The organism is Microbacterium sp. Kw_RZR3, from assembly GCF_029222405.1.
Lineage (GTDB): Bacteria > Actinomycetota > Actinomycetes > Actinomycetales > Microbacteriaceae > Microbacterium.
In genome coordinates, this window is sequence record NZ_JARHXC010000331.1 from 1 (window position 1) to 12224 (window position 12224).

Consider the following 12224-nt stretch of genomic DNA (forward strand, 5'->3'; position numbering starts at 1 on the left):
TGGGTCTACCGCTTCGCGTGGCCGTCGCCCGTGTTCGGCACCGCGTGCCACTGCCTCGACGTGCCGTTCTGGTTCGACCACCTCGATGCGGAGGGGGTCACCGCGATCGCCGGGGATGCGCCTCCGCGAAGCCTCGCCGCGCAGCTGCACGGGGCGGCCGTTGCATTCGCGCGCGACGGCGATCCTGGCTGGCCCGCGTGGGATGCCACGGCACGACGGGCGCGGGTGTTCGACGGCGCGGCATCCGTCCCGTTCGTCGAGACCGACGCGTACGCCGACGTGGCGCCGCTGGTGTGACGTCGGCGCGCGGCACGGTCTGCACGCATCGGGCGGGAGGTCGCGCAGCGTGAGCGCGCGCATCGCGGACGAGGCCGCGCGACGCGGACACGCGCATCCCGGAGCGGGAAGCGCACCGAGATCGGACACACGCATCGGAATCGGACGCCACAGTCGCGGCGTTCCGATTCCGATGCGCTGATCCGATTCCGCGGCGCCGCGCGACGGTGCTCGCGCGAGCCCCGCGCCCCGCGCCCGGCGGAGAGGAAGGATCAGAGCGCCGGAATCACCTCGCGTTCGAACAGCGAGATGCCGGAGGTGTCGTAGGCCGCCTCGGGGAAGTAGTGGATCGCGTAGCCGAGGCCGTGTGCGGCACGTTCGCGCAGGCGCTCGACGATTCGCTCGGGCGTGCCGAAGCCGTCGGAGGCGCGGTAGTCGGCTTCGATGGCATCCGCTCGCTCATCGCCCACGTGCGGACGGAGCCGGGCGACGACGGCGGCAAGACGTTCCTCGGCCTCGGCCTCGGTCGCGGCGACGATCGTGTTGAAGTTGGTGGACTGCGTGATCTCGCTCGCATCGCGGCCGAGTGCCTCGCAGTGACCGCGCAGCGCCGCGGTCTTGTGCTCGAACTCCTCGATCGAGCCGCCGAAGTTCGTGTACGACGCGTACTTCGCCGCGATCTTCAGGGTCACCTTCTCGCCGCCGCCCGCGATCCACAGCGGGATGCCGCCCTCCTGGAGCGGCTTCGGCTGCACGATGGCGCCGTCGACCTCGTAGTACTTCCCCGCCAGGGTCGCCTCGCCCGTGGTCCAGGCCTGGTGCATGATCTCGACACCCTCGCGAAGGCGCCCGAGGCGCTCGCCGATGGGCGGGAAGCCGTAGCCGTAGGCCTTCCACTCATGCTCGTACCAGCCGCCGCCGATGCCCATCTCGGCACGCCCGCCCGAGATCGCGTCGACCGTCGCCGCGACCTTGGCGAGGTAGGCCGGGTTGCGGTAGCCCATGCACGTGCACATCTGGCCCAGGCGCACGCGATCGGTCGCGGCGGCGAAGGCCGCCATGAGCGTCCAGGCCTCGTGCGTCGCCTCGGCGCTGGGCACGGGCGTGGTGTGGAAGTGGTCGTAGACCCACAGAGAGGTCCAGGGGCCGTCGTCCGCGCTCTGCGCGAGCGCGTTCATGACGCGCCAGTGCTCACTCGGATCGATGCCGACGAGGTCGAAGCGCCATCCCTGGGGGACGAAGATGCCGAATTCCATGGCCTCACCCTAGGCGTGGCCACCGACATCTCGGGCGGGTCGGCGCGAATCCGCCGCAAAGAGACGAAAAAGGGGGCCGGCCCCACACCGGCCCCCTCCGCCCTCAGAGGGGGTACTGACCCGGCTCGCGCCGGACGGTGATCCACCGCGTCTCGGTGAACGCCTCGATGTTGGCGCTCGCCCCGCCGTGGCGAGAACCCGTGCCCGAGCTTCCGACGCCGCCGAACGGCGCGTTGGCCTCGTCGTTGACCGTCTGGTCGTTGACGTGGACGATCCCCGTGGGAATGCGGCGCGCGAGTTCGAGGCCCGCGAAGGCGTCGGCCGTGACGATGCCGAGCGAGAGCCCGTACTCGGTGTCCGAGGCCAGGGCGACAGCCTCGTCGTCGGTCGCGTACGAGACGACCGAGGCGACGGGGCCGAAGACCTCGTCGCAGTAGGCAGACGCTGTGCGGGGTGTGTTCGCCAGCACCGTCGGCCGGTAGAAGAGCCGGTCGTAGGTGCCGCCCGCGCGCAGTTCGGCCCCCTGTGCCACGGCATCCTGAACGAGGGAGTGCACGCGATCACGCTGCACCTCGTCGATCAGCGGGCCCAGGTGCGCGGGACCGGCGGCGGGATCGCCGACGTGCATCGACTCGGCCTTGGCCGCAAGCTTGTCGACGTACTCGTCGAACAGCGACTCGTGCACGATGTGACGGCCGACGGTCATGCAAATCTGACCCTGGTGCAGGAACGAGCCCCACGTCGCGAGGTTCACCGCCTTGTCGACATCGGCGTCGGCGCGCACAATGAACGCCGAGTTCCCCCCGAGCTCGAGGTGCGCGCGCGTGAGGTGGCGACCGGCCAGCTCGCCGACCGCGCGCCCCGCGCGGGTCGACCCGGTGAACGCGATGACCCGCACCCGGGGGTCGCTGACGAGAGCCTCGCCCACCTCGGCACCACCCGGGACCAGCTGTAGGACGCCCGCCGGCAGCCCGGCCTCTTCGAAGATGCGCACCATCGCCACACCGCCGGTGATGACGGTGCGCGGGTCGGGCTTGAGGATGACGGCGTTGCCGAGAGCCAGGGCGGGTGCCACGGCACGGATGCCGAGGATCAGCGGCACGTTGAACGGCGAGATCACGCCCACCACGCCCACCGGCACCTGCTCGGCGAGCGAGAGACGCGGCTGCTCGCTCGAGAGCACCTGGCCGAGCGGTGCCGACGGCAGGGACGCCGCTTCGTAGCACTCGGCAGCGGTGACGTGCAGCGCGAAGCCGGCCAGGGGCGGGATCGCGCCGACCTCGCGCACGTTCCACCCACCGATCTCGTCGGCGTACTGCTCCCACAGTTCTCCCGCGCGACGCAAGACCTGGGCCCGCGCCGGGTGCGGCAGGGCGGCCCACTCCTTCTGCGCGCGCTGCGCGCCCTCGGCGGCCCGGGCGACATCGGCGGCATCACCCATGCCGACCTGCGCGAGAGTCTCTCCGGTCGCGGGCTCGATCGAGGGGATCGACCCTCCACCCCCGGGAACCCACTGTCCGTCGAGGAAGATCCTCTCCTCGAAGACGGCGGGGTCGATCAGCGTCTCGGTGGTCACGGTCATCGTTGACATGGTGTTCTCCTTGTTCCTGTTCGTGAGTGTTCCCGGCCGTCGCTCACCGCGCGGCGGCCGGTTCGATGCGTTCCAGTCGGCGGACACGGCGCCCGACGACGCTCGCCGCCCACCCGCGGCGGATGCGGGGCACGACACCTTCGACCACGTCGGCACCGCGATCGAAGGTGCGCCGCCACACGGCGAGCATGTCGGCGACCGCCTCGGGGATGCCGGGACGCGAGAACGACTCGACACCCCAACGCCCCTCGTAGCCCTCGTCGAGAGCGTCCCTCACGACGCCCTCGATGTCGACCGCACCGTCTCCGAAGACGCCGCGACCCGATTGGCCGAGTTCGAGGTAGCGGAGTCTGGGCAACGCGGTGCGGATCGCGCCGCGCATGCTCTCTTCCTCGATCGCCATGTGGAAGGTGTCGAGATGAAGGAACAGATTCTCGCTCCCGCTGCGCGCGACGAAGTCCATGGCATCCGCCGCGGTGTTGACGACGTTGGTCTCGTACCGGTTCAGCACCTCGAGGGTCATGGTGACCCCCTCCGCGGCGGCGCGGTCCGCCACGATGCCGATGTCGCGCGCGATCCGCTCCACGCGTCCCGGGTCGGGGAGGGCACGCGCGTGTCCGAGCAACCCGTAGGGCACGCCGTTCATCTGATCCCCGCCGAGCGCGACGGTGAGGTCGAGCGCCGCGTGAAGCACCTGGATGCCGCGAGCCCGCACGTCCTCGTCGTCGGAGCTGACGTCGGCGGAGGGGTCTTGACCGGCGATCGTGATCGGGGCGAGGTGCGCGCCCTGCAGCAGCCGCCGGACGCGGTCGAGATCAGTGGCATCCGGATCCAGGGGAGGAAGCACCACGCGTCGGAAGCCGGCCTCGGCGATGGTGTCCAGCGCCGCCTCGACCCCGTCGTCGTCCATGGTCGCGACGAAGACGTTCAGGTGGCACGCAGCGTCGAGCTCGAGAGGCAGAACCTGATTCATGTCAGAAATCCGGCAGGTCCAGCCGCTGCTTGAAGACGGAGTACCCGTCATCGACGTGCACCACGGTGCCGTTGATGACGTTGGCCTCGTCGGATGCCAAGAACGCGACCACGTTCGCGATCTCCTCGGGCTCGGTGAGCACACCGCGCAGCTGCTCAGCGGCGAAGGTGTCACGCAGCTCGTCGCTGAACTGGTTGATGATCGGTGTGCGCACCCGCCCCGGGGTGATCGCGACCGCGCGCACGCCGTACTCGGCGAGCTCGTAGGCCGCGGACCGGGTGAAGGAGATGACCGCGGCCTTGGCCGCGCTGTAGGCGAAGGCGACCTCGGCAGCCTGCTCGCCGTAGATGGACGACGTGCTGATGATCACGCCGCCGGTTCCCTGTGCGCGGAACTGACGCCCGGCCGCGAGGATGCCGTGGTAGACGCCGTCCTGGTCGATGCGCACGATCGGGTCGTAGTCCACCGCGGGGTCGTGCTCGAGCAGCCGGCGTCCTCCGGCAATGCCGGCGTTGTTGAAGATGATGTCGAGGCGTCCGAACGTCTCGACCGTGGCCTGCACGGCGGCTTCCACCTCGGCGAGGACCGACACGTCGGCACCGAAGGCGGCCACGGTCTCGGAACCGGCGTCAGCACCGGCGATCTCGTTCGCCGTCGCCTGCGCCCGTTCGAGGTCGCGGTCGACGATCATCACGCGAGCGCCCTCGCGGACGAACTTCTCCACGGTCGCGCGGCCGATCCCGCTCGCGCCGCCCGTGATGAGGGCGGTCTTGTCTTTCAGTCGCATCGTTGCGCCTTTCTCAGCAGAGTGCATGAAGGGGCGAGGACGGGCGGGCGCACCCGCCCGTCCTCGTGGTCACTTGGCGTCGGTCGGGGTGATGGTCGCGGCGTTGGCGCGATCCACCAGTGTCACGTCGACCTCGACGAAGTTCTCGGACGGGCGGGTTCCGTCCTTCGCGTACGCCTGCATCGCGGCGACCACGTCGCCGAGAACCTCGTCGAAAGGCTGTACGACCGTCGCGTAGAACGGCCCGCCCTTCTCGATCTGCTCGACGGCCGCACCGATCGCGTCGACGCCGGTGACGTAGATGTCGTCGCGGCCGGCCTCGTTGATCGCCTGCACAGCGCCCAGCGCGGCGTGGTCGAACCCGACCCACACGCCGTCGAGGCCGTTGGGGTTGGCCTGCAGGTAGTCGGCCACGAACTTCAGCGACTCCTCTTGCGACGAACCGGGCTGCAGGATCTGCTTGATCTCGCCGCCGGCGATGTTTGCGCCCGCAGCCTTGAGCAGGTCCTCCGCCATGTGACTGCGCGTCATGATGCCGATGTGCGGGTCGTGCCCGATGATCATGACGTTCTTGCCCTTGAGACCGCCCATGGCCTCGTCGAGCGCACCCACGGTGTCGTCGGCGATCTGCTGCTGGTTGGTCGTCACATCGATCGCGAAGTCGGCGTTGGGCTCCACACCGCCGTCGACGGAGAAGATCGGGATGTCCGCATCCTTCGCCGCCCGCACGATCGGGCTGATCTGGCGAGGGTCGGGGAATCCGGCGAACACGGCATCCGCTCCCTGGCTGATCGCCGCCGCCACGTCGTTGTTGAGCTGGTCGTACGACTCATTCGTGTACAGGGTGACGTCCCAGCCGAGGCCCTTGGCCTGCTCGACGAAGGCGTCGGTGGTCGACTTGCCCACGGGCGTGCCGTAGCCCTGTGTGAAGGCGATGACCTTGAAGGTGTCGCCTCCGCCTGCGGAGGCGGCACCGCCCGCGCAGCCGACGATACTCACGCCGGCGGCGACGACAATGGCGCCGAAGGCGAGAATCTTCTTGAACATCTCGGTGCTCCCATTCATTGGTGTTCGTGATCACGCGTGTGGTGATCGGGGTGTTCGTCTTTCTTCTGAGCGACGGACCAGGCGTCCGTCACTCTTCGCGACGTCTACGCGTCGCGGGCTTTGAGCGCCGACAGGGTGACGGCGGCGATGATGATGAGGCCGGTCAGCACCTGCTGCACGTAGGTGTTGACGCCGAGGATGTTCAGGCCGTTGCTCAGCACGCCGATGATGCCGACGCCCACGAGGGTCCCGCCGAGGTTCGCCTGGCCGGACTTCAGGATCGTCATGCCGAGGAACACGGCGGCGATGGCCAGCAGCATGTAGTTGTTCGCGCTGGCGGAGCTCGCACTTCCGAGGCGGCTGACCAGCACGATTCCGCCGACCGCGGAGCCCAGCCCCGCGAAGGTGAAAGCGAGCAGGCGGGCGCGACGCACGTTGACACCCGACAGTCGCGCCACCTCGGCGTTGCCGCCGACCGCGTAGAGCCGACGCCCGAAGGTCGTGAAGCGCAGCACCACCCACACCAGCGCCGCGATCAGCAGCGCGAACACCACCGGCATCGGCATCCCGAGCACTCGTCCCTGCCCGATCCAGAAGAACTCCTCGGGCATGCCGTAAAGGGTCGTGCCGTTGGTGACGATGTACGCCAGGCCTCCCACGGTGGTCATGGTCGCCAGCGTCGCGACGAAGGCCGACAGCTTCACGTACGCGACGAGCACGCCGTTGACAGCACCGACCAGGGCACCCGCGGCGAGCGCCACGAGGATGGCGAGGGGAACCGGCGTCCCTCCGATCATCAGAGCCGTGGCGATCGCGCCCGACAGCGTGGCGTTGGTGCCGACCGACAGGTCGAAGTCGCCCACGACCATCACGAGCGTCTGAGCCGCGGCGATGATGGTGAGGATCGCGACCTGCTCGAAGATGTTGCGCACGTTCGTGAAGCTGGGGAACACGTCGGGGCGCACGATCGTGAAGAACACGATGAGCACGATCAGGGCCAGCACGGTGCCGCCCTGCCAGAGGAGCTGGGCGATCGGGGTGCGCTCCTGCGGCGTCATCGCCGTGGACAGCGTCTGGGTTTCGGGCATGTCATGCCACCCTTCCGTAGCAGTAGGACAAGAGGGATTCGTCGTCGGCCGTGGCGGCCGGGACGTCGGCGGTCAGTCGTCCCTCGTGCATGATGAGGATGCGATCGCTGACGCCGATCAGTTCGGGCAGTTCGGAGGAGACCAAGATGACGGTCGTTCCGGTCGAAGCGAGCTGGCGGATCAGGCGGTAGATCTCCGCTTTGGTACCGACGTCGATGCCACGGGTGGGCTCGTCCATCAACAGGACGCGGGGAGCGCGCGCCAGCATCTTGGCCAGCACGACCTTCTGCTGGTTTCCCCCCGAGAGCTGGCCGACGGGCTGTCGGGGCCCGCGCGCTTTGATCTGCAGGTCGCGGAGCGAACGCTGCGCGAGCTCGGTGATCTGGGCGCGTGAGACCCATCCGGCCTTCGAGACGGTCCCGAGGTTGGCCAGGGCGATGTTGTCTTGGATGGGAGCTCCCACCATGACGCCCTGTGTGCGGCGTTCCTCGGGCACGAGGGCGATGCCGGCTGCGAGCGCCGGACCCACCCCCGGCCGTGTGAGCTCGACCCCGTCGAGACGGATCTCGCCGGCGGCGCGCTTCTGCGCACCGGAGAGGATGCGCATCACCTCGCTCCGCCCCGCACCGGCCAGCCCGCCGATGCCGAGCACCTCCCCCGCGTGGGCCTCGAAGCTGATGTCGGACACCCGTCGGCCGGTCAGGCCCGAGACCGCGAGGGTCACGGTGGAGGTGGCGGTGCCCCGGTCGGGGAACAGCTCATCCGCCTTGCGCCCCACCATGGTCGAGATGACCTCGTCGACGGTGATGTCGGCGACATCGCGCGTGGTGATCGTGCGGCCGTTGCGCATGATGGTCAGCCGGTCGCAGAGCTCGAAGACCTCCTCGAGCCGGTGCGACACGTAGACGATCGCGACGCCGTCTTCGCGCAGCGCCCGGAGCACCGTGAACAGGTCGCGGATCTCGATGTCGGTGAGGGATGCCGTGGGCTCGTCGAGGATGAGCACCCGCGCGTCGGTGGCCAGGGCTCGCGCGACCGCGACCATCGTCTGTTGCACGGGCGAGAGGTGCCCGGCGAGCTTCCCGAGCGGGATGCGCTGGTTGAGACGGGCGAGCTGCTCGCCCGCGCGGCGCAGCAGCGCACGGCGGTCGACGAACAGGCCCCTGCGCGGCGTCTCGTCGCCCAGGAGGATGTTCTCGGCGACGCTGATCGTGGGGATGATCGACAGCTCCTGGTAGAGAGCGACGATCCCGGCCCGGTGGGCGGCCCGCACTCCCGCGAACTCCACGGGCTGTCCGCCCCGCTCGATCCGGCCGCCGTCCGCGGTGTACAGCCCCGTGAGCACCTTGATGAGTGTGGACTTTCCTGCTCCGTTTTCGCCGAGCAGCGCGTGGATCTCTCCCGCGCGCACCTGAAGGTTCACCCTTTGCAACGCGTGCACGCCGTCGAACGACTTCACGACGTCGACGCCCTCGAGAGCGTATGCCGTCGCCGTCTGGGCGACACCGGTCATGACAGCTGTCCTTCCAGGTCGGGGTTGCAGCGGATGACGACCTTCGGGTGACGTCCGCTCAGGTGCTCGTCGAACGCGCGCGCGGCATCGTCGATGTCGAACACGGCACGCGTGAGCTCGCCCAGATCGAGGGAGGGCAGCACCTGCAACGCCCGCGGAAAGGCGTAGGGCGAGACGAAGAGACCGGTCAGCGTGAGCTCGCGCAGGTAGAGGTATCGCGTGAGGTTCAGCGGCATGTCGTAGTCGTGGGGGTACTGCGCCCCGTAGATCACCGTGCCGCCCTGCGCGGCGAGGTCGAGCAGGCTTTGCGTGGCACGGGTGGAACCGGATGCGTCGATGACCACGTCGTAGCCACGCTCCTCGGTGAGATCCATCGCCACCGCGTGCTGGTTCTCGTGAATCGGGTCGATCACGTAGTCGGCACCTGATCGCCGCGCCATGGTGCGGCGATCGGCGAGCGGCTCGATCATGGTGAGGGAGGTGGCACCGAAGCGCTTCATCACCTGCAGGCACAGCTGGCCGATGGGTCCGCCGCCGCAGACGACGACGCGGTCGCCGACGCGCATGTTGGTCTTGTCGGCGATGCGCACCGCCACGGAGGTGGGTTCGAGCAGGCAGCCCTCGAGCAAGGAGACGCTGTCGGGCAGTTTGTAGACCTGCGACTCGTGCCAGGTCACGGTCTCGGCCATGCCGGGACGGTTGTACTCCTGGATGAACCGGCAGAACTGCTGCCGCCCTTCCCTGCACGGGGGGCAGGTCCCGCAGAACCGCAGGAAGTTGCCGGCGACACGATCTCCGATGGCGAGCCCGTTGCGGTGCGCCCGTTCGCCGAGGGCCTCGACGACGCCCGACAGCTCGTGTCCGAGTCCGATGGGCACGTCGTCGCCGAAGAATCCCGCGGCGATGTGCGGGTCGGATCCGCAGATCGCGGAGTAGGCGACGCGCACGCGCACGTCTTCCGGGCCGAGTTCGGGTTCGGGGAAGTCCACGACCTCGATCCGACCGCGAGCATCGAGATCGGCATCTTGAAGATGCCCGACCTTCGTGACGGCTATGGTCTTCATCTCTCGTCTCCCATGAGCAGCGGGTCAGGCGCGAGCCGCGCGGCGGAGGGCGTCGACGGTGTGGACGAGTCCGTAGCCGTGCTTGTCGCGGAGCTCCTCGTCGTCGCCGAAGCCGGCGTAGACCTGGGGGATGCCGAGACGCTCGAAGGAGCGCAGGTGCACACCGCGATCCGCGATGACGTCAGAGATCCGCGAAGCCAGTCCGCCGTAGGCCAGGTGGTCCTCCAACACGACGAATCGACCACCCGTCTCGTCGGCGCAGCGCAGCACGAGCGCGTCGTCGAGCGGCTTGAGGGTGAACATGTCGACGACACGAACCGAGATGCCCTCGTCGGCGAGCTGCTCGGCGGCATCCAGCGCCTGAGCAACCGTCGTGCCGTGGGTGAAGACGGTGACGTCGCTCCCGTCGCGGGCGACGATGCCTTTGCCGATGCGGATGTCGTGCTCGCCCTCGGCGTAGAGCACTCGGTCCTTCTTGCCGACCGCGAGACGGACGTACAGTGGCCCCGGCATCGACATCGACTGGCGCAGGATCTCGCCCACCATGAGCGGGTCGCCGACGGAAGTGACGGTCATGTTCGTCAGCGCGCACATCAGCGCCAGGTCTTCGACCGCGTAGTGGGTCGAGCCGCCGTTGCCGACGAGACCGCCGTGCGTGCCGATGATCTTCACCGGCAGGTTGGGGTAGCAGATGTCGCTGCGCACCTGTTCGAGCGCGCGCATGCTGAGGAAGGGGAGCATGCCCGAGACGACGGGGATGTTGCCGTCGTACGCGAGTCCGGCAGCGATTCCGACGCACGCCTGCTCGGCGAGCCCCACGTCGATGAAGCGGTTGGGGAACTTCTCGCGGAACTCCAGGAGGGTGGCACCGATGTCGGGGGTGAGCACCCAGAGGTTCGGGTGGTCGTCGCCGAGCTCGGCCAGGGTCGTGCCGATGACCGAGCGGGCCGAGAACATCTCGCCGAAGGTGAAGGTGACAGGCATCAGTTGAGCTCCGATCCGTTGGAGGACGAACGGTTGGCGGCGAGGGAGGCGAGGGCCCGCTCCAGGTCGGCCGCGCCGAGGGAGCCGGCGTGCCAGGCGAGGTTGCGCTCCATGAAGTCGACGCCCTTGCCCTTGACGGTCTCGCAGATGATGACCGTGGGCACCTCGCTGTCGGCATCCGGGAGCGCGTCGATGGCGGCGACGAGCTCGCTCATGTCGTGCCCGTCGATCTCGACGACGTTCCACCCGAACGCGCGCCATTTGTCGGGGTAGGGCTCGAAGAGCACGCGCTCCTCGGCGAAGCTCGTCATGAGCTGCCGGTTGCGGTCGACGAGGGCGACGAGGTTGCCGAGCTTCTGGCTGCGCCCCGACATGACGGCCTCCCAGACCGACCCTTCGCCAGTCTCTCCGTCACCGAGCAGGCAGAAGACGCGGTGGGCCTCGCCGCGACCGCGCGCGCTCAGCGCCATGCCGACCGCGATGGGCAGTCCGTGCCCGAGCGACCCCGTCGAGCACTCCACCCCGGGCAGCTGCACCTTGCAGGGGTGCATGCCGAACGCGCTGTCGAGCTGACCGTAGGTGCGGACGATGTCGTCGTAGTCGAAGAACCCGCGGATCGCCATCGCGATGTACATGCAGACCGCCGCGTGCCCCTTGCTCAGCACGAATCGGTCTCGGGTCGGGCTCGAGATGTCGGACGGGTCGACGTCCAGGCCGTAGCTGAAGAGGGCGGTGAAGATGTCGGCGGCGGAGAGATCGCCTCCGATGTGCACGGCACCCTCGTACGTTCCGCACAGCTGCAGGAGCTTGGTCCGCAGCTCGAAAGCGGTGTCTTCCAGTTCGCTGACACTCGGGCGTCGGGTGTCTCGGCGTTCGTCGACTGTCATCGCCTGCCTCCTCATTGATCGCATGGCTTACGGCGCTCTTCCTGAGCGGCGCGTGTTCTTCGGGTCGGGATCGAGCTGCTCTGCTCATCCGCGGCATTAGAGAACCACAATCTCGTTTACATGTAAAGCACTAGAGATATAAAACCTTGGTACGGTGCTGAGAGGGGGGCGTAGGGTCTTTCGATACCCCGGCCCTACCGACAATGGAAGGAGGGTGACCGCTCAATGACGAAGCCCGTACCCCCGCAGTTCGACACCCTCGACGTCGTGACGGCACCGCTCGATCGCATCGTCGACCCCGAGAACTTCACGCCTCGACTCGTGTCGATCCTGTCCAACGCGCTCGTGAGCCGGGAGTCGGCCGAGCTGCGCAGCCGCTTTTCGCTCGGCACCAACGAGTGGCGCGTACTGTCGGCCCTGGCGACAAAGCCGGGCGCGACCGCCAAAGACGTGTCCGAGTTCCTCGTGCTCAATCCCGCCCTGATATCTCGCAGTGTCAGCACGCTCGTCGCCCGCAGCCTGATCGTGCTGAGTGACGGCCCGCGCGGCTCACGTCCGATGTACCTCACGGCCGCCGGAGCCGCGCTGCACGACGAGATGCTGCCGGTCTCCCTGCGGGGACAGGAGATCGTGCTGGCAGAGTTCCGACCCGACGAGGTCGAGCTGCTGAACTCTCTGCTGCGCCGGATGCTCCGCCAGGCACCGGCGCTGCAGTCGGTCGACCGGCATGTCGAAGCCGGCACCTGAGGGGTTTCGCT

Annotated in this window: 11 protein-coding genes and 1 pseudogene; 2 read left to right on the plus strand and 10 right to left on the minus strand. The window is 68.6% G+C overall.

What is annotated here, in order from left to right:
* Positions 1 to 297 (plus strand): annotated as a pseudogene (locus P2P98_RS18435) (carboxylesterase/lipase family protein); the annotation flags it as partial.
* A gap of 251 nt (positions 298 to 548) precedes the next feature.
* Here the strand turns inward: P2P98_RS18435 and P2P98_RS18440 are convergent.
* The 10 genes from P2P98_RS18440 to P2P98_RS18485 form a co-directional block, all read right to left on the minus strand.
* The gene (locus P2P98_RS18440) at positions 549 to 1532 is read right to left on the minus strand and encodes an LLM class F420-dependent oxidoreductase (RefSeq protein WP_275801728.1); all 984 of its coding nucleotides are present in this window, start codon (positions 1530 to 1532) and stop codon (positions 549 to 551) included.
* A gap of 103 nt (positions 1533 to 1635) precedes the next feature.
* Entirely contained in the window at positions 1636 to 3123 is a 1488-nt protein-coding gene (locus P2P98_RS18445) for an aldehyde dehydrogenase family protein (protein WP_275801729.1), read from the minus strand.
* A gap of 43 nt (positions 3124 to 3166) precedes the next feature.
* Positions 3167 to 4096 carry a sugar phosphate isomerase/epimerase family protein gene (locus P2P98_RS18450; protein ID WP_275801730.1) on the minus strand — a complete coding sequence of 310 codons (930 nt, stop codon included), beginning with the start codon at positions 4094 to 4096 and terminating at the stop codon, positions 3167 to 3169.
* 1 nt (position 4097) lies between these two features.
* On the minus strand, positions 4098 to 4883 hold the full coding sequence (locus P2P98_RS18455) for an SDR family oxidoreductase (protein ID WP_275801731.1): 786 nt from the start codon (positions 4881 to 4883) through the stop codon (positions 4098 to 4100).
* 69 nt (positions 4884 to 4952) lie between these two features.
* The gene (locus P2P98_RS18460) at positions 4953 to 5930 is read right to left on the minus strand and encodes a sugar ABC transporter substrate-binding protein (RefSeq protein ID WP_275801732.1); all 978 of its coding nucleotides are present in this window, start codon (positions 5928 to 5930) and stop codon (positions 4953 to 4955) included.
* Between the two features lie 104 nt (positions 5931 to 6034).
* Entirely contained in the window at positions 6035 to 7018 is a 984-nt protein-coding gene (locus tag P2P98_RS18465; protein ID WP_275801733.1) for an ABC transporter permease, read from the minus strand.
* A gap of 1 nt (position 7019) precedes the next feature.
* Positions 7020 to 8531 carry a sugar ABC transporter ATP-binding protein gene (locus P2P98_RS18470; protein ID WP_275801734.1) on the minus strand — a complete coding sequence of 504 codons (1512 nt, stop codon included), beginning with the start codon at positions 8529 to 8531 and terminating at the stop codon, positions 7020 to 7022.
* The gene (locus tag P2P98_RS18475) at positions 8528 to 9595 is read right to left on the minus strand and encodes an alcohol dehydrogenase catalytic domain-containing protein (protein ID WP_275801736.1); all 1068 of its coding nucleotides are present in this window, start codon (positions 9593 to 9595) and stop codon (positions 8528 to 8530) included. The genes P2P98_RS18470 and P2P98_RS18475 overlap by 4 nt, the downstream gene beginning before the upstream one ends.
* A 24-nt stretch (positions 9596 to 9619) precedes the next feature.
* Positions 9620 to 10579 carry a transketolase C-terminal domain-containing protein gene (locus P2P98_RS18480; protein WP_275801737.1) on the minus strand — a complete coding sequence of 320 codons (960 nt, stop codon included), beginning with the start codon at positions 10577 to 10579 and terminating at the stop codon, positions 9620 to 9622.
* Positions 10579 to 11466, minus strand: coding sequence for a transketolase (locus P2P98_RS18485; protein ID WP_275801738.1), 888 nt, complete (start codon positions 11464 to 11466; stop codon positions 10579 to 10581). The genes P2P98_RS18480 and P2P98_RS18485 overlap by 1 nt, the downstream gene beginning before the upstream one ends.
* Before the next feature lie 225 nt (positions 11467 to 11691).
* Between P2P98_RS18485 and P2P98_RS18490 the strand changes: the two genes are divergently transcribed.
* Positions 11692 to 12213 (plus strand): MarR family winged helix-turn-helix transcriptional regulator, encoded by a 522-nt coding sequence (locus P2P98_RS18490; RefSeq protein ID WP_275801739.1) that lies wholly within the window; start codon positions 11692 to 11694, stop codon positions 12211 to 12213.
* Positions 12214 to 12224: the final 11 nt, after the last annotated feature.

Excerpts from the sequence above, each read along its gene's own strand:
- P2P98_RS18455 (WP_275801731.1), bottom strand. The coding sequence starts at position 4,883 with ATGCGACTGAAAGACAAGACCGCCCTCATCACGGGCGGCGCGAGCGGG.
- P2P98_RS18465 (WP_275801733.1), bottom strand. The coding sequence starts at position 7,018 with ATGCCCGAAACCCAGACGCTGTCCACGGCGATGACGCCGCAGGAGCGC.
- P2P98_RS18450 (WP_275801730.1), bottom strand. The coding sequence starts at position 4,096 with ATGAATCAGGTTCTGCCTCTCGAGCTCGACGCTGCGTGCCACCTGAAC.
- P2P98_RS18475 (WP_275801736.1), bottom strand. The coding sequence starts at position 9,595 with ATGAAGACCATAGCCGTCACGAAGGTCGGGCATCTTCAAGATGCCGAT.
- P2P98_RS18445 (WP_275801729.1), bottom strand. The coding sequence starts at position 3,123 with ATGTCAACGATGACCGTGACCACCGAGACGCTGATCGACCCCGCCGTC.
- P2P98_RS18460 (WP_275801732.1), bottom strand. The coding sequence starts at position 5,930 with ATGTTCAAGAAGATTCTCGCCTTCGGCGCCATTGTCGTCGCCGCCGGC.
- P2P98_RS18440 (WP_275801728.1), bottom strand. The coding sequence starts at position 1,532 with ATGGAATTCGGCATCTTCGTCCCCCAGGGATGGCGCTTCGACCTCGTC.
- P2P98_RS18470 (WP_275801734.1), bottom strand. The coding sequence starts at position 8,531 with ATGACCGGTGTCGCCCAGACGGCGACGGCATACGCTCTCGAGGGCGTC.
- P2P98_RS18485 (WP_275801738.1), bottom strand. The coding sequence starts at position 11,466 with ATGACAGTCGACGAACGCCGAGACACCCGACGCCCGAGTGTCAGCGAA.
- P2P98_RS18490 (WP_275801739.1), top strand. The coding sequence starts at position 11,692 with ATGACGAAGCCCGTACCCCCGCAGTTCGACACCCTCGACGTCGTGACG.
- P2P98_RS18480 (WP_275801737.1), bottom strand. The coding sequence starts at position 10,579 with ATGCCTGTCACCTTCACCTTCGGCGAGATGTTCTCGGCCCGCTCGGTC.